Below are 16513 nucleotides of genomic sequence, written 5' to 3'. Positions count from 1 at the left end.
AGTCTCCCTTCGATTAAGCGAATTCTACCAACGATAGTGAGCGAATGCTTTATTCGCTTCAGCCATTTTGTGTGTATCTTCGCGTTTTTTCACGGATGAACCAGTGTTATTGGAAGCATCGATGATTTCAGCCGCCAAACGCTCTTCCATCGTTTTCTCACCGCGGTTACGTGAATAGTTCACGAGCCAACGGAGACCAAGCGATGTACGGCGCTCCGGTTTAACTTCAATTGGTACCTGGTAGTTCGAACCGCCTACACGGCGTGCTTTAACTTCAAGTACTGGCATGATGTTCTTAATTGCTGCTTCAAAAACTTCCATCGGTTCTTTACCCGTACGCTCGTTGATAAGAGTGAACGCATCATACAAAATTGTTTGAGCGACACCGCGTTTACCATCGATCATGATACGGTTGATCAAGCGAGTTACAAGCTTGCTGCTGTACAACGGATCTGGCAATACATCACGTTTTGCTACTGGACCTTTGCGTGGCATGTGGAAGTCCCCCTTTCTTCTAGTTTTTCATTTTAGGATGAGGATAACCGTCGCCGGCTATGCCTTATTTTTTAACTTTAGGACGTTTTGTTCCGTATTTGGAACGAGCTTGTTTACGGTTGTTAACACCCGCTGTATCAAGCGCACCGCGAACGATATGGTAACGAACACCCGGAAGATCTTTTACCCGGCCGCCGCGTACCAATACTACGCTATGCTCCTGTAGGTTGTGTCCAATACCGCCGATGTAAGCTGTAACCTCAACGCGGTTAGTCAAACGTACACGCGCATATTTCCGCAAAGCGGAGTTCGGTTTTTTCGGAGTCATCGTACCTACACGTGTACAAACTCCGCGTTTTTGTGGCGAACTCAGGTTTGTCTCTTCACGTTTCAGTGCGTTAAATCCTCTTTGCAGGGCTGGCGATTTCGATTTAACGATTTTCGCTTCACGGCCTTTGCGAACGAGTTGGTTAATTGTTGGCATGTTGCATCCCCCTTCCTCACTTAGTAAAGCTGTTCAAGACATATTGGCTATTTAAGCCCACAGATCCAGGCGGTTCATAAAGAAACAAACGAAAGTTTCTACCTTGTATTTCACTCGGTAAAAACGTTACTTCTTTATTCGATTTCCGGTATAACCGCTGCCATCGCTGCCCCAACTTCAATCCCGCAGGTTTCCCCAAGGCTCTTCATTGATTCAGACCAGATAATTGGCACTCCCGATGTTTCGCAAAGCCGAACAATACTGTTCTTCAGCCGCGGATCTGTATCTTGTGCTACGTAGACTTGAGTGGCTAAGCCTTGCTCAACCATCTTCGTCGTTTGCTTGCTACCTATTACAAATCGCATCTCAACCATCCTTCCAAGTCAGTCAAAACTAGAACGATCAAGTTTCGTTAATGACATGCGTAGAGGTTGTGCGATTTGGCACACTACGACATATTAGCATCTAGGCTTGGTGAATGTCAAGCATGACTCTTCAAGAATTACAGGAGAAAATGGATATTCATGACAAGGCATGACGGCGCAAAGAGCGGCAGGCTTACTCCCGTTTGCAACGGCTGCAGCCCCGCTCGCTCTTTGTCCTCATGCTGCTTTATATCACATTCCGATTAAGATTCAACCGGTACGCTCTCTGCTTCAACTTGCAGTTCTTCCAATGGTTCATCATCCATACCAGCCACATGTACGCTGCGATAACGCTGCATACCTGTACCTGCCGGGATGAGCTTACCAATGATAACATTCTCTTTCAAACCAAGCAACTGGTCGACTTTACCTTTGATAGCGGCATCGGTCAAGACACGAGTTGTCTCTTGGAACGAAGCTGCGGACAAGAAGGAGTCCGTTTCCAGGGATGCTTTGGTGATACCCAGCAATACCGGTTTCGCAACCGCCGGCTCTTTGCCGGAGAGGATTGCTTCGCGGTTAGCTGCTTCGTACTCATGAATATCAACAAAAGCGCCCGGCAACAGCGTAGTGTCGCCTGCTTCTACGATACGGATTTTGCGAAGCATTTGCTTCACCATAACCTCGATGTGCTTATCGTTGATTTCTACCCCTTGGTTCCGGTATACGCGTTGAACTTCCTGAAGGATATAGTTCTGAACGCCACGGATACCTTTAATGCGGAGCATATCCTTCGGATCGATCGAACCGTCTGTGAGCTCATCGCCGGCTTCAATTTGCTTGCCTTTGATTACGCGGATACGCGAGCCATAGCTGACTGCGTACACTTTGGATTCTGCTTCACCTTGGACTTCGATTTCACGGCGGTCTTTCGTCTCGCGGATGTCTTTAATAACACCGTCGATTTCGGAAATAATCGCTTGACCTTTCGGGTTACGTGCTTCGAAAAGCTCTTGGATACGCGGCAAACCTTGCGTAATATCGTCTCCGGCAACACCGCCGGTATGGAAGGTACGCATTGTAAGCTGTGTTCCCGGTTCCCCGATGGATTGAGCAGCGATAATACCAACCGCTTCGCCGATCTCAACGAACTTGCCTGTTGCCAAGTTACGGCCGTAGCAAATTTTACATACGCCGTGACGAGCGCGGCAGCTAAGAACGGAACGGATTTGCAGGCTTTCTACTCCGGCAGCGATAACTTCTTCTGCCTTATTGGAATCGATCAACTGGCTGCGGTTGAGAATGATTTCGCCGGTTTGTGGATTACGTACAGTTTCAAAGGAGTAACGGCCTTCAATACGGTCGTAAAGATCTTCGATAACCTCTTTACCGTCTTGAATTTTGCTTACTCTAAAGCCTTTGTCTGTTCCGCAATCATCTTCACGAACGATTACATCTTGTGCAACGTCAACCAGACGACGAGTCAGGTAACCTGAGTCAGCTGTACGCAAAGCCGTATCGGCAAGACCTTTACGGGCACCATGCGTCGAGATGAAGTACTCGAGTACGGTTAGGCCTTCACGGAAGTTGGACTTGATTGGCAATTCGATAATCCGACCGGATGGATTCGCCATCAAACCACGCATACCGCCAAGCTGTGTAATTTGCGATTTGTTACCCCGTGCTTTGGAATCCACCATGAGCATGATGGAGTTATAACGATCCATCGATTTCATGAGAATTTCAGTGATTTGATCTTTGGTTTTGCTCCAAATTTCAATAACACGGTCATAACGCTCTTCGTTCGTAATCAAACCGCGACGGTATTGATTCGAAACGACTTTAACTTTCTCTTCGGACTCTCTTAAGATCTCAACCTTCTCAGGCGGAACAATAACGTCAGAAACCGCAACCGTAATACCCGCACGAGTCGAGTACGTAAAGCCCAGCTCCTTGATCTTATCAAGCATAACCGAAGTTCTGGTTGTATGGTATTGACGGAAGCACTCTGCAATAATCAAGCCGAGATACTCTTTACCTACGCCGCCAATTTGAGCCAATCCATCCATAAACTTAAGCAAATCTGCGCCCTTATCATGGACAAAATATTTATCCGGGGTGCCTTGCAGCAAGTTCACCTTAGTCGGTTCGTTGATGTAAGGGAAATCCGGCGGGTAAATTTCGTTGAAGATGACTTTACCAACCGTGGTGCAAATCAGCGTTTTCTGCTGTGCATCCGTGAAGGACGTTTTCTTCAGAACTTTAACCGGGATAAATATACGTGCATGCAGCGATACGATACCGCGTTGGTATGCAGAGATCGCTTCGTTCACAGTTGCGAATACAGAGCCGCTGCCTTTACCCTCTTTGTTATCCATTGTCAGGTAGAAGCTTCCGAGAACCATATCCTGTGAAGGCGTTACGACCGGTTTGCCGTCTTTCGGGTTCAAAATGTTACCCGAAGCAAGCATAAGCAAACGTGCTTCAGCTTGCGCCTCAGCGGAGAGCGGTACGTGAACAGCCATTTGGTCACCGTCAAAGTCCGCGTTATAAGCGGTACAAACGAGCGGGTGAAGTTTAATCGCGCGGCCTTCAACCAAAATAGGTTCGAAAGCTTGGATACCCAAACGGTGAAGGGTCGGGGCACGGTTCAGCAGAACCGGATGCTCCTTGATTACTTCCTCCAGCACATCCCAAACTTCAGGGCTAACACGTTCAACTTTACGTTTTGCACTCTTGATGTTGTGTGCAAGACCTTTGTTAACGAGTTCCTTCATAACGAACGGCTTGAAGAGCTCAAGCGCCATTTCTTTCGGCAATCCGCATTGGAACATTTTCAAGCTAGGACCTACGACGATAACGGAACGACCGGAATAGTCAACCCGTTTACCGAGCAAGTTCTGACGGAAACGTCCTTGCTTACCTTTAAGCATATGGCTGAGCGATTTAAGCGGACGGTTACCGGGACCCGTTACCGGGCGGCCACGGCGGCCGTTATCGATCAAAGCATCAACCGCTTCTTGAAGCATACGCTTCTCATTCTGCACGATAATATCCGGCGCACCGAGATCAAGCAGACGTTTCAGACGGTTGTTACGGTTAATTACACGACGGTACAAGTCATTAAGGTCAGACGTTGCAAAACGTCCGCCGTCAAGCTGTACCATTGGACGAAGTTCCGGTGGAATGACCGGCAACACATCAAGAATCATCCATTCCGGCATATTGCCGGAGTTACGGAATGCTTCGATAACTTCAAGACGTTTGATCGCACGGTTACGACGTTGGCCTTGAGCGGTACGAAGATCTTCTTTCAATGTTTCGAGCTCACGCTCAACATCGATGTCTTGAAGCAATTTCTTAACTGCTTCCGCACCCATGCCTGCATGGAACCCATAGCCGTATTTCTCACGGTAGCTGCGGTATTCCTTCTCGGACAACAGCTGCTTTTTCTCAAGCGGCGTATCGCCTGGATCCGTTACCACATATGATGCAAAATAGATGATCTCTTCAAGCGAACGAGGCGACATATCAAGTGCCAGCCCCATACGGCTTGGAATTCCTTTGAAGTACCAGATATGGGATACAGGAGCTGCCAGCTCGATATGTCCCATACGCTCACGACGAACTTTCGCACGCGTTACTTCAACGCCACAGCGGTCACAAACGACGCCTTTATAACGAACACGCTTGTATTTACCGCAATGACATTCCCAGTCTTTCGTCGGTCCGAAAATCTTTTCGCAGAAAAGACCTTCTTTCTCCGGTTTTAAAGTCCTGTAGTTGATCGTTTCCGGTTTCTTTACTTCTCCGCGGGACCACGATCGGATTTTATCCGGAGATGCCAATCCAATCTTCATATACTCGAAGTTGTTCACGTCCAACAAGGAGCAACCCTCCTTCGTCATGGTTCACTAATATGCTGTATTTAACGCCGTTAACGGCTAAAGGAGCACAGCTCATGCGGCTCCTTCAACCTTACATCCGCCCGTGAAGTTGGATTCGGCATGCTTATGACTACCGGCAGGAAAGCAACGATTACTCGACGCCTACTTCTGCACCTTCTAAATTGAGGTTGAGCTTGTCAGTTGCTGCATCATCCTCATCGTCCATCTCTTTCATTTCGATCTCTTCTTCATTCTCCGATAGGATTTTAACGTCCATACCTAAGCTCTGAAGCTCTTTGATCAAAACTTTGAAGGATTCAGGCACGCCCGGTTCCGGAACGTTCTCGCCCTTCACGATAGACTCGTACGTTTTGACGCGGCCGACGACATCATCGGATTTCACGGTCAAAATCTCTTGCAGTGTATATGCGGCGCCGTAGGCTTCAAGCGCCCAAACTTCCATCTCCCCGAAACGCTGACCGCCGAACTGCGCTTTACCACCCAGCGGCTGCTGAGTAACGAGCGAGTAAGGACCAGTGGAACGAGCATGGATTTTATCATCGACCATGTGCGCCAGTTTAATCATGTACATGACGCCGACCGTTACTTCACGCTCGAACGGCTCACCGGAGCGTCCGTCGTAAAGAACTGTTTTACCATTACGCTGCATGCCTGCTTCTTCCATGGAGTCAAACACGTCATACTCACGCGCTCCATCGAATACCGGCGTTGCAGCATGGATGCCAAGACGCTTACAAGCCATACCAAGATGGACTTCGAGCACTTGACCGATGTTCATACGCGAAGGTACGCCCAGCGGGTTAAGAACAACCTCTACAGGAGTTCCGTCCGGCAGGAACGGCATATCTTCTTCCGGGAGGATACGGGCGATAACCCCTTTGTTACCATGGCGGCCTGCCATTTTATCCCCTTCAGAAATCTTACGTTTCTGAGCGATATAGGCACGAACCAATTGGTTAACGCCAGGCGGCAATTCGTCGCCGTTCTCACGTGTAAACACTTTAACGTCGACAACGATACCGTCGGTACCATGAGGCACACGCAAGCTGGTATCGCGGACTTCACGCGCTTTCTCACCGAAAATCGCATGCAGCAAACGCTCTTCAGCCGTCAGCTCCGTAACCCCTTTAGGCGTTACTTTACCAACGAGAATGTCCCCTGCGCTGATTTCAGCACCGACACGGATAATACCGCGCTCATCCAAGTTGCGGAGCGCTTCTTCGCCGACGTTCGGAATGTCGCGTGTAATTTCTTCCGGTCCAAGTTTCGTGTCACGAGCTTCCGACTCATATTCTTCAATATGAATGGACGTGTACACATCCTCTTTAACCAGTTTCTCGCTTAGTAGGATCGCATCCTCATAGTTGTAGCCTTCCCATGTCATGAACGCAACGACCACGTTACGTCCGAGCGCCAATTCGCCCATTTCGGTGGAAGGACCATCCGCAAGGATATCACCTTTCTTCACGATATCGCCTTTACGGCAGATCGGACGCTGGTTGATACAAGTACCTTGGTTAGAGCGCATGAACTTATGCAGCTTCGATTTCACCAAGTCGCCTGTTACCGGCTTACCGTCAATCATCTCAACGCGGCGCAGCCAGATCTCATTGGCCGACACGCGCTCGATAACGCCATCGTATTTGGCAACGATACATACGCCTGAATCTTTAGCAGACTTATGTTCCATACCCGTTCCGACAAGCGGAGACTTCGGAATAAGCAGCGGAACCGCCTGCCGCTGCATGTTGGATCCCATGAGCGCACGGTTGGAGTCATCGTTCTCAAGGAACGGAATGAGCGCCGTAGCGACGGATACAACCTGTTTAGGCGATACATCCATATAGTCAACACGTTCAGTAGGCATAGTCAAAATATTGTCAGCCTGCTTGTTGTAACGAACGATAACCGCATCGTCGAGGAACTTACCGTCAGAGGTAAGCTTCGCATTCGCTTGCGCGATGACGTAGTTATCTTCTTCATCAGCAGTCAGGTAGGCAATTTGCTCCGTAACGATAGCCGTCTTAGGGTCTACCCAGCGGTAAGGAGCTTCGATAAAGCCATATTCATTAATACGCGCGAATGTCGACAAGGAGTTGATCAGACCGATGTTCGGTCCCTCCGGCGTCTCAATCGGACACATACGGCCATAGTGAGAGTTATGAACGTCACGAACCTCAAAGCCCGCGCGCTCACGCGTCAAACCGCCGGGTCCGAGTGCAGACAGACGACGTTTGTGCGTCAGCTCGGCAAGCGGATTCGTTTGGTCCATAAACTGCGAAAGTTGCGATGAACCAAAGAACTCTTTAATCGATGCGATAACAGGACGGATGTTGATAAGCGCCTGAGGTGTAATCGCGTTTGCATCCTGGATGGACATACGTTCGCGAACAACACGCTCCATACGGGACAAACCGATACGGAACTGGTTCTGAAGCAGCTCGCCAACCGAACGCAGACGACGGTTACCTAGGTGGTCAATATCATCCGTGCTTCCAACGCCATGCAGCAAATCTATGAAATAATTGATGGAAGCGATTATATCAGCAGGCGTAATATGCTTAACAGCTTTGTCGATAATGCCGTTGGCAATGACCTTAATCACTTTAGTCTCATCAAGCGGGGAGAATACACTCACCGTTTGAAGCGGAATACTATCCGCATCAAGAACGCCATTTGCCACATTGTACGTTTTGAAGCCTACATTGTTCTCCAGATGAGGGATTAGCTCATCCAGCAAACGACGATCGATCATTTGACCGGCTTCCGCCAGGATTTCCCCTGTAGAAGGATCAAACAACGTTTCCGCCAACCGTTGGTTGAACAGACGGTTCTTAATGTGCAGCTTCTTATTGATTTTGTAACGGCCTACGTTAGCCAAATCATAACGCTTTGGATCAAAGAAGCGCGCAACCAGCAAGCTCTTTGCGTTATCAAGCGTCGGCGGCTCGCCCGGACGGAGTCTTTCGTAAATCTCGATAAGAGCTTTTTCCGTGGAATCGGTGTTATCCTTATCCAGCGTGTTGCGAATATATTCGTCATGGCCCAGCAATTCTAAAATTTCAGCATCCGTGCCGAAACCAAGGGCGCGAAGAAGCACTGTGACAGGGATCTTCCGAGTGCGGTCAATACGAACATAAATAATGTCCTTCGCATCGGTTTCAAGCTCCAGCCAAGCACCGCGGTTTGGAATCACCGTAGCCGTATAATTTTTCTTGCCGTTTTTGTCCACTTTCGTGCTAAAGTAAACGCTAGGTGAACGAACCAATTGGCTGACGATAACGCGTTCCGCGCCATTAATAATAAATGTGCCCGTCTCGGTCATCAGCGGGAAATCGCCCATGAACACTTCTTGCTCTTTCACTTCACCGGTTTCCTTGTTAATGAGTCGAACCTTAACACGCAGCGGTGCTGCATAGGTCACGTCGCGTTCTTTCGACTCATCGACAGAGTACTTAGGCTCGCCAAGTGAATAGTCGATGAACTCAAGCATCAAATTACCTGTAAAATCCTGAATCGGCGAAATGTCTTGGAAAAGCTCAAGCAAGTCCTTCTCCAAAAACTTCTCGTACGATTTTTGTTGGATTTCAATCAGGTTCGGAACTTCGAGCACCTCGCGGATGCGGGCATAGCTTCTACGCGTGCGACGCCCATACTGAACAAGTTGTCCTGCCAACTTAACCTCACCCCTCATGTCTGCTTCACAGAAAGTGAACAATGACCTTGTATAAACAAGCTTAAACAGTTCGCAAATCGTACCCGTAAATGTGCGAGCATGACCGCGAACGTTTATCACATTGTTAAAACCAGAATGTGCAGCAGGCAAATTCTGATTCAAATAAAGAAAAGCCCTTATCGAGAAATCGAAAAAAGAGCATGCTTCTGTCAGCCACAACTCTGTGGTACAATAAACCACAAAAGTCTCATATCAAGTAATTTTGACCCAAAATGTAAACATTATACGTCAAATCCGCTGTTTCTATTCATTTAAAAAAGCGCTTGACATTTTAGTGGACTAAAGAGATTGTGCCCATTTTAATGCTGACATTTTATAATGATATCACATTAGAAAAGTCAAGTCAACAAAATGTTGCGTTTTTCCCTAGACTTCCTTCTGTGCCCTAAATATGCGATATCCCTTTTCTTTCGTAACCTCTTCCACGTTTCCGAAAATCGCTTCGAGCTTCGCCGCCGCAGACGGCGCGCCTTGCTTCTTCTGGATGACCACCCACATCGCCCCGCCCGGCACCAACAACTTCGCACCTTCTTCAAATATCCGATGGACAACTTCTTTGCCCGCCCGGATCGGCGGATTCGTAATGATCGTGTCGAAGGTTCGATCCATCACCTGTTCATAAATGTCGCTTTGCAGTACCGTTGCGTTCAAAACGCCATTTAACTTCAAATTCTCCGTCGCCAGCGCAACTGCACGTTCATTAATGTCGATCATCGTCACATGTCCTTGTTCAGCCAGCTTCGCCGCTGTAATGCCCATCGGTCCATAACCGCAGCCGACATCCAGTACCTTCGCTTGCTTATCCAACTGAAGAGCTTCGACAAGAACTCGACTGCCAAAATCTATGCCTGTTTTCGAGAAAACGCCTGCATCCGTCATAAAACGCAGTTTATATCCACGAAGCTCGGTCTCGAGAAGATGCCGATCATGCGCGATACCCGGTGTACGTGTGTAATAATGGTCTGACATCATATCCCTCCCATCCGGAACAACCTTAAAATCAAGGAAACCCCTTGAAGCCGAAGCTTCAAGGGGTTTCCGCCATAAGCGGTTATTACTTCACTTCTACGGAAGCGCCTGCTTCTTCAAGCTTAGCTTTGATAGCGTCAGCGTCTTCTTTGGAGATTCTTTCTTTAACTGGTTTTGGAGCGCCGTCAACAAGGTCTTTCGCTTCTTTCAGGCCAAGACCTGTGATTTCGCGAACTGCTTTGATAACGTTGATTTTGGAAGCGCCAGCGTTGTTCAAGATTACGTCGAACTCAGTTTGCTCTTCAACTACAACAGCTGCTGCGCCTGCTGCTGCAACTGGTGCTGCAGCTGTTACGCCGAATTCTTCTTCGATTGCTTTAACCAGGTCGTTCAGTTCCAGAACGTTCATGCCTTTAATGGCTTCCAAGATTTGTTCTTTACTCATGAGAGAAACCTCCAATAGTTTGTTTTGGTTTTGTTTTATTACTTATATTTCAGATGAAAACTGTGTGCCGAGCTCGGCCCGACACAAAACCAGTCATCTTAAGCTTCTTGTTTCTCTGCAACAGCTTTAACTGCAAGAGCAAAGTTGCGCATTGGAGCTTGAAGCACGCTGAGAAGCATGGATAGCAAACCTTCTTTGGAAGGTAGATCCGCCAGTGCTTTGATTTCTTCCGCGTTGAAGACTTGACCTTCAACTACGCCACCCTTAAGTTTAAGTGCGTCGTTTTTCTTAGCGAAATCAGCCAAAATCTTAGCTGGAGCAACTGCATCCTCTTTGCTGAAAGCGATAGCCGTAGGGCCAGCCAGAACAGCATCCAATTCAGACAGTTCCGCTTGTGCAGTCGCACGACGAACGAGGGAGTTTTTCAATACTTGGAACTCGATGTTCGCTTCGCGCAATTGTTTACGGAGCTCAGTTACTTGCTTCACGTTAAGTCCACGGTAATCAGCAACAACTGTGCAGGAACTCTCGCGAAGTTTAGTCGTGATTTCTGCAACAGCCAGCTCTTTACCTTGAATGATTTTTGCGTTTGCCATAATGTACACCTCCCGTTATGTTGTCAACATCCCGATTAATGCAGCGGAATCCTTCCACGCGATGCATGAGAAAGGCCCCCGCAGACGTAGCGAAGGCCATGATGGTCCGTAAATCACTTCCTGCCAATCGGCGAAAAGCGTACAAACACGTTTATCATAACACCTCGGTAGGAAATTAAGCCGAGCGGGCACCTACTGTCTTCGGTATGCATATTCGATTATCAAATTCTGTTTCTCTTAGCGGAACGAAGCAGCGTTCAAACGAGCGCCCGGACCCATTGTCGAGGAAACAGAAATACCTTTCAGGTAAACCCCTTTAGCTGCAGCCGGTTTTGCACGGTTCAGCGCATCGATCAGTGTTTTCAAGTTTTCGTTCAGCTTCTCGGAGTCGAACGATACTTTACCGATTGGTGCATGGATTTGACCTGCTCTGTCAAGACGGTATTCAATCTTACCAGCCTTGATTTCTTGAACGGCTTTCGTAACGTCAAACGTTACTGTACCCGCTTTAGGGTTAGGCATAAGGCCTTTACCACCGAGGATACGGCCGAGTTTACCAACTTCAGCCATCATGTCCGGAGTTGCAACGCAAACGTCAAACTCGAACCAGCCTTGTTGGATTTTTGCGATTACGTCAGCATCGCCAACATAATCTGCGCCTGCTGCTTCTGCTTCTTTGGCTTTATCGCCCTTAGCAAAAACGAGTACGCGTTTTGTTTTACCAGTACCGTGAGGAAGTACAACTACGCCACGAACTGCTTGGTCTTGTTTCTTAGGGTCTACACCCAAACGTACAGCAACTTCAACCGTTTCGTCGAACTTAGCTGTAGCGGCTTTCTTAACGAGTTCAATCGCTTCAGCAGCCTCGTATGTTGCTTCAACATCGATCAGCTTAACAGCTTCAAGATATTTTTTACCGTGTTTAGCCATTAGAATTCTCCTCCTTATGTGGTAGTAACGGAAAATCCTCCCTGCGAAAGGGAGATCCTCCCACCTGAGCGAAGCAGCGCTTCGTCAGTCAGACAACGCCATCTGGTGTGTCTTCTGTCAGCCGTTAACGACTAGTCTTCAACTACAACGCCCATGCTGCGCGCAGTACCTTCAACCATGCGCATTGCTGCTTCTACAGAAGCTGCGTTGAGGTCAGGCATTTTTTGTTCAGCGATCTCACGAACGACAGAACGTTTAACCGTCGCAACTTTCTTCTTGTTCGGCTCACCGGAACCTTTAGCAATCTTAGCAGCAACGCGAAGAAGTACTGCAGCCGGCGGCGTTTTCGTTTCGAAAGTAAACGAGCGATCTTCAAAAACAGTGATTACAACCGGGATAATCAAACCAGCTTGATCTGCAGTACGAGCGTTAAACTCTTTACAGAAAGCCATGATGTTAACCCCTGCTTGACCTAGCGCTGGACCGATCGGCGGAGCCGGATTCGCTTTACCCGCTGGAACTTGCAGTTTAACCAACTTGATGACCTTTTTTGCCATGATGAACACCTCCTTGCCGTAATAATCACACGCAAGTCCAAGATAACGCGATTAGACTTTCTCTACTTGATTGTAGTCAAGCTCAACCGGCGTTTCTCTTCCGAACATGTTGACATGCACCTTCAGCTTACTCTTGTCGAGCAGAATTTCTTCCACTGTTCCGACAAAGTTAGCGAATGGCCCGACTTTAACACGCACCGTTTCCTTCAAATCGAATTCGATTTTAGGCTTCGGCTCTTCCATGCCCATGTGGCGCAAAATTTGTTCCACTTCATCAGGCAGAAGCGGTGTAGGTTTTGAACCTGAGCCGGTCGAACCGACAAATCCGGTTACGCCGGGTGTGTTGCGAACGACATACCAGGAATCATCCGTCTGAACCATTTCCACAAGAACATAGCCGGGGTAAACTTTACGCATGACGGTTTTTTTCTTGCCGTCTTTGTCTACCACTTCTTCTTCCATAGGAACAAGCACACGGAAGATCTTGTCTTCCATGCCCATAGATTCAACACGTTTCTCCAAGTTCGCTTTTACTTTGTTCTCATACCCTGAATAGGTGTGAACAACATACCATCTTTTCTCCATCGTTTCCATAACAAGCCACCCTTGGCCCCTTCTTAAACAATCAGTTCGACCAATGCGGAAATCCCGATGTCAAGAACCCAGAAGTAAATTGTCACAGCTATAATCGTAAAGAATACTACGAGTGTATAGCTTGTCAATTCCTTACGGCTTGGCCAGCGGACTTTCTTTAATTCCGCGAAGCTGTCGGTGAAGAAGGAAAAAGTCGACCCGAAGCTTTGCTTCAGCTTAGCTAAAAATGCCACGTCCACCAACCTCCATAATGACCTTATCGAGTTTCGCGATGAGGAGTATGCTCGTTACAATACTTGCAAAACTTCTTCATCTCAATACGGTCGGGGTGATTCCGTTTGTTCTTGCTGGAAGCATAGTTTCTTTGTTTGCAGTTTGTGCAAGCCAACGTAATAATTACCCGCATTGCTGACACCTCCCGAACTTACCATAAATAAATAAAGTGTAAAACGTTGTATGTGAACCAGCCTGATTCTGAACCCATAATAAAAAAAGACCTATTTAGGGCTACCAAAACACTTTATCACAAGCAATAGGTAGTGTCAACGGAAAACTATTCCTGCACACTTGCTATTCTCGTGCTGCTTGCTCACATCTCAGACAGGGCGACAACAACACAAAAAAAGCCGACAACTTCCATTCCGCAGTAAACAGTATGATCCGGATTAGGACAATTCAAACCTCGAAAAGCCCTCCCATTAAAAAAGAGCCGCAATCGGCTCCCTGGTTTCATCCATTTAGCTACCAATATCACGCAATTCCAAATACCGTTCGAGCTTCCGTTTCACCCGTTGAAGCGCATTATCAATGGATTTCACATGCCTGTCCAAATCAACGGCGATCTCTTGATAGGATCTTCCGTCCAAATAGAGCATAAGCACTTTGCGTTCAAGATCACTGAGGATCTCGGACATCTTATCCTCAAGACCGACAAACTCTTCTTGATTGATAATGAGTTCTTCCGGATCCGAAACTCTCGTACCGCAAATGACATCAAGCAGCGTGCGATCCGAATCTTCGTCATAGATTGGCTTGTCCAACGAAACATAAGAATTAAGCGGGATATGCTTCTGACGGGTTGCCGTCTTAATCGCCGTAATAATCTGCCTGGTGATGCACAGTTCGGCGAAGGCTTTGAAAGAAGCTAACTTATCACCCTTAAAATCTCGAATCGCCTTATAAAGGCCAATCATGCCTTCTTGGACGATATCTTCGCGGTCGGCCCCAATCAAGAAGTAGGAACGCGCTTTGGCTCGGACAAAGTTCTTGTATTTATTGATTAAATATTCCAGCGCTTCGCTGTCACCCTCGCGAACCGTCTCGACAATGTCCTCGTCCGTTTTGCAGTCATAATCCAGCGTTTTCCATTCTCTGAGGTCGATGCTCACGAACAATCCCTCCGGCTCGAAAGGCGTACAATGCCCAAAACTATCAGTAGCTTAATCTATATACCGGCGCGCAATGTCTCAAAAACCAGAGCAAATAATAGAACTGAAACATCCTTCCAACACGTACCCTACGTGTAGAAACTTAGACTCAGTATACATTATGTAACCTTCAACCGTCAATGAGGATCCCGCCGAAAACATGCTAATTATCTAGCAAAAATGGGAATTCCCACCGACTCCGACGAGAATTTTGTCCTATTATCTCACATGCTAGTAACACGCAGTCGAGCGCTTACATTTGACCCCTGCGCCATTTTTCCAATTTCATGCGAACATCCATACTGATATTACCATCCAACTCATTGCGAACCGTCGTTTTCTGTTCGACCTTTCGTTCTATCGCTTTGCGATTTTGCTGGATTTCGATCAGCAGTTCCCTGGCGGATTTCCGCAGTGCGCCTTTTCCGAACGTGACCGCCTGCTCAGCCATATCCGATGTCGCGACATGAATGTTGCGGCTTCGAAGCGCAAGCTCCGACGCCAGCCGCTCAATACAAGCATCCGCTGTTTCCTTCTCCTTCGTAAACACGACGGTAAGCCTATGCTGTTTGAACGTGGAGCCCACTCCGGGAACTTGATGCGCATCGAATACCACGATAACCTTCATGCCGGTAAAGCCTTGATAATCCGCCAGCATCTCCAACAGCCGATCCCGCGCATCCTCTAGATCCCTGTCACCCAAAGCTGACAGCACCGGCCAAGCACCGATCATATTGTAGCCGTCAACCAGCAGAACGTCATCCCGCCGCTTCATCGCCTACTTGGCGAGGCGCTGCCGCAAGACTTCGTACATCAGCACACCTGCTGCAACGGACGCGTTTAGGGAATTCAATTGGCCGTTCATCGGAAGTTTGATGAGGAAATCGCATTTCTCACGAATCAGTCGCCCAATTCCTTTTGCTTCATTGCCAATGACAATCGCAAGCGGCATATCGAACTTCGTAGAGGAGGAATACACATCCTGCTTCGCGCCAACGTCAGCACCCGCTACCCAAACGCCCGCTTCCTTCAGCTTATCAATCGTTTGTGCCATATTCGTAATGCGTGCAACCGGCATGTATTCGACTGCGCCTGCCGATGTTTTGGAAACCGTAGCTGTCAGCGAAGCCGAGCGGCGCTTCGGAATGATAACGCCATGTACGCCGGTACATTCGGCCGTCCGCAGAATAGAGCCTAAGTTATGCGGATCTTCAATTTCATCGAGCAGCAAGAAGAATGGCAGTTCGCCGCTTTCTTTGGCCCGCGCAAGAAGCTCATCAATCTCGTAATACCGGTAAGCTGCCGCTTGTGCAACAACCCCTTGATGCGGAACGCCTTCCACCATTTGGTCCAGCTTCCGTTTGTCCACGATCTGTACGACAAGACCCGCTTTCTTCGCTTCCAGCATAATCGGCTGGGCTGCTTTCTGCGCTTGCTCCGCCACCCAAATTTTGTTGATTTCGCGTCCGGAGCGCAGTGCTTCCATTACGGGATGCTTGCCTGCGATCCATTCCTGTGTATCTTCTTCAACCTCGCGCATCATTAACCTCCTTAAGTATGTCTCGTCTGCTTCTATTCGTCGAAAGCGAGGGCCATCAGCTCACGCAGCCGGCCCACTTGCTTGCCATAATACAAATACCCGATCAAACATTCCAGCGCCGTCGCCTGTTGGTAGTCGGCAGGATCTGCGTTCTTCGGCGAAGTGCCAGATTTGGCATTCCGTCCTCGCCTTACAATATCCGCTTCTTCCTCGGTCAGAATCGGCTGCCACTTCTCCAGTAGGATCCGCTGCGCTTTAGCCGATACAAATTGTGTCGCCTGGCGGTGAAGATGATGCAGCTTATGATTGGACTGCGAGATGAGATATTGTCGTACCATCATCTCAAACACCGCATCACCAATGTAAGCCAGCACGATGGGATTCATTAAATGGACCGGTTTGTTCGGGGCGTGGAACCACAAGCCCTCTTCCATCCCCAAACCGATTCCACCGCTTCCTCCGATTTC

The 16513-nt window shown here is 48.2% G+C and carries 17 protein-coding genes and 1 other annotated feature; all 17 genes read right to left on the bottom strand.

Annotated elements, in window-relative coordinates; genetic code table 11:
• Nucleotides 1–24 precede the first annotated feature (24 nt).
• Complete coding sequence (rpsG, locus tag BM412_RS30955; protein WP_091225558.1) at nt 25–495, bottom strand: 30S ribosomal protein S7; 471 nt, start codon at nt 493–495, stop codon at nt 25–27.
• Nucleotides 496–559: 64 nt separating this feature from the next.
• Nucleotides 560–979 (bottom strand): 30S ribosomal protein S12, encoded by a 420-nt coding sequence (rpsL, locus tag BM412_RS30950; RefSeq protein ID WP_091225557.1) that lies wholly within the window; start codon nt 977–979, stop codon nt 560–562.
• Between the two features lie 134 nt (nt 980–1113).
• A complete protein-coding gene (locus tag BM412_RS30945) occupies nt 1114–1344 on the bottom strand; it encodes a ribosomal L7Ae/L30e/S12e/Gadd45 family protein (protein WP_091225556.1) in 231 nt (76 codons plus the stop codon).
• Between the two features lie 263 nt (nt 1345–1607).
• Entirely contained in the window at nt 1608–5231 is a 3624-nt protein-coding gene (rpoC, locus tag BM412_RS30940; protein ID WP_091225555.1) for a DNA-directed RNA polymerase subunit beta', read from the bottom strand.
• A 151-nt stretch (nt 5232–5382) separates the two neighbouring features.
• Nucleotides 5383–8946: a DNA-directed RNA polymerase subunit beta gene (gene rpoB, locus BM412_RS30935; protein ID WP_177246171.1), complete on the bottom strand. Its 3564-nt coding sequence runs from the start codon at nt 8944–8946 to the stop codon at nt 5383–5385.
• Nucleotides 8947–9354: 408 nt separating this feature from the next.
• Nucleotides 9355–9957: a class I SAM-dependent methyltransferase gene (locus BM412_RS30930; protein ID WP_177246170.1), complete on the bottom strand. Its 603-nt coding sequence runs from the start codon at nt 9955–9957 to the stop codon at nt 9355–9357.
• 85 nt (nt 9958–10042) lie between these two features.
• Complete coding sequence (gene rplL, locus BM412_RS30925) at nt 10043–10402, bottom strand: 50S ribosomal protein L7/L12 (RefSeq protein ID WP_091225552.1); 360 nt, start codon at nt 10400–10402, stop codon at nt 10043–10045.
• A 98-nt stretch (nt 10403–10500) separates the two neighbouring features.
• A complete protein-coding gene (gene rplJ, locus BM412_RS30920) occupies nt 10501–10998 on the bottom strand; it encodes a 50S ribosomal protein L10 (RefSeq protein WP_091225551.1) in 498 nt (165 codons plus the stop codon).
• Between the two features lie 59 nt (nt 10999–11057).
• Nucleotides 11058–11221: a sequence feature (ribosomal protein L10 leader region), on the bottom strand.
• 14 nt (nt 11222–11235) lie between these two features.
• Nucleotides 11236–11928 (bottom strand): 50S ribosomal protein L1, encoded by a 693-nt coding sequence (gene rplA / locus BM412_RS30915; RefSeq protein WP_090986355.1) that lies wholly within the window; start codon nt 11926–11928, stop codon nt 11236–11238.
• Nucleotides 11929–12059: 131 nt separating this feature from the next.
• On the bottom strand, nt 12060–12485 hold the full coding sequence (gene rplK, locus BM412_RS30910) for a 50S ribosomal protein L11 (RefSeq protein WP_090986357.1): 426 nt from the start codon (nt 12483–12485) through the stop codon (nt 12060–12062).
• Between the two features lie 51 nt (nt 12486–12536).
• The gene (gene nusG, locus BM412_RS30905; RefSeq protein ID WP_090986393.1) at nt 12537–13070 is read right to left on the bottom strand and encodes a transcription termination/antitermination protein NusG; all 534 of its coding nucleotides are present in this window, start codon (nt 13068–13070) and stop codon (nt 12537–12539) included.
• A 32-nt stretch (nt 13071–13102) separates the two neighbouring features.
• Complete coding sequence (gene secE / locus BM412_RS30900) at nt 13103–13312, bottom strand: preprotein translocase subunit SecE (RefSeq protein WP_091225550.1); 210 nt, start codon at nt 13310–13312, stop codon at nt 13103–13105.
• Between the two features lie 23 nt (nt 13313–13335).
• Complete coding sequence (rpmG, locus tag BM412_RS30895) at nt 13336–13485, bottom strand: 50S ribosomal protein L33 (protein ID WP_090583192.1); 150 nt, start codon at nt 13483–13485, stop codon at nt 13336–13338.
• 331 nt (nt 13486–13816) lie between these two features.
• Nucleotides 13817–14467, bottom strand: a complete 651-nt coding sequence (gene sigH / locus BM412_RS30890; protein WP_090986361.1) for an RNA polymerase sporulation sigma factor SigH — start codon at nt 14465–14467, stop codon at nt 13817–13819.
• Between the two features lie 292 nt (nt 14468–14759).
• A complete protein-coding gene (locus BM412_RS30885) occupies nt 14760–15281 on the bottom strand; it encodes an NYN domain-containing protein (RefSeq protein ID WP_091225549.1) in 522 nt (173 codons plus the stop codon).
• 3 nt (nt 15282–15284) lie between these two features.
• Entirely contained in the window at nt 15285–16046 is a 762-nt protein-coding gene (rlmB, locus tag BM412_RS30880; protein ID WP_091225548.1) for a 23S rRNA (guanosine(2251)-2'-O)-methyltransferase RlmB, read from the bottom strand.
• A gap of 32 nt (nt 16047–16078) precedes the next feature.
• Complete coding sequence (locus BM412_RS30875) at nt 16079–16480, bottom strand: Mini-ribonuclease 3 (RefSeq protein ID WP_091225583.1); 402 nt, start codon at nt 16478–16480, stop codon at nt 16079–16081.
• Between the last annotated feature and the right edge of the window lie 33 nt (nt 16481–16513).

This window comes from Paenibacillus sp. BC26, assembly GCF_900116125.1.
Taxonomy (GTDB): domain Bacteria; phylum Bacillota; class Bacilli; order Paenibacillales; family Paenibacillaceae; genus Paenibacillus_Z; species Paenibacillus_Z lignilyticus.
This window is presented reverse-complemented; position numbering and strand designations above follow the sequence as displayed.

Bases quoted from the DNA above. Each gene is read 5' to 3' on its own strand.
- rpsG (WP_091225558.1), bottom strand. From the start codon at position 495: ATGCCACGCAAAGGTCCAGTAGCAAAACGTGATGTATTGCCAGATCCG.
- rpsL (WP_091225557.1), bottom strand. From the start codon at position 979: ATGCCAACAATTAACCAACTCGTTCGCAAAGGCCGTGAAGCGAAAATC.
- BM412_RS30945 (WP_091225556.1), bottom strand. From the start codon at position 1,344: ATGCGATTTGTAATAGGTAGCAAGCAAACGACGAAGATGGTTGAGCAA.
- rpoB (WP_177246171.1), bottom strand. From the start codon at position 8,946: ATGAGGGGTGAGGTTAAGTTGGCAGGACAACTTGTTCAGTATGGGCGT.
- BM412_RS30930 (WP_177246170.1), bottom strand. From the start codon at position 9,957: ATGTCAGACCATTATTACACACGTACACCGGGTATCGCGCATGATCGG.
- rplL (WP_091225552.1), bottom strand. From the start codon at position 10,402: ATGAGTAAAGAACAAATCTTGGAAGCCATTAAAGGCATGAACGTTCTG.
- rplJ (WP_091225551.1), bottom strand. From the start codon at position 10,998: ATGGCAAACGCAAAAATCATTCAAGGTAAAGAGCTGGCTGTTGCAGAA.
- rplA (WP_090986355.1), bottom strand. From the start codon at position 11,928: ATGGCTAAACACGGTAAAAAATATCTTGAAGCTGTTAAGCTGATCGAT.
- rplK (WP_090986357.1), bottom strand. From the start codon at position 12,485: ATGGCAAAAAAGGTCATCAAGTTGGTTAAACTGCAAGTTCCAGCGGGT.
- nusG (WP_090986393.1), bottom strand. From the start codon at position 13,070: ATGGAGAAAAGATGGTATGTTGTTCACACCTATTCAGGGTATGAGAAC.
- rpmG (WP_090583192.1), bottom strand. From the start codon at position 13,485: ATGCGGGTAATTATTACGTTGGCTTGCACAAACTGCAAACAAAGAAAC.
- BM412_RS30885 (WP_091225549.1), bottom strand. From the start codon at position 15,281: ATGAAGCGGCGGGATGACGTTCTGCTGGTTGACGGCTACAATATGATC.
- rlmB (WP_091225548.1), bottom strand. From the start codon at position 16,046: ATGCGCGAGGTTGAAGAAGATACACAGGAATGGATCGCAGGCAAGCAT.
- BM412_RS30875 (WP_091225583.1), bottom strand. From the start codon at position 16,480: ATGGAAGAGGGCTTGTGGTTCCACGCCCCGAACAAACCGGTCCATTTA.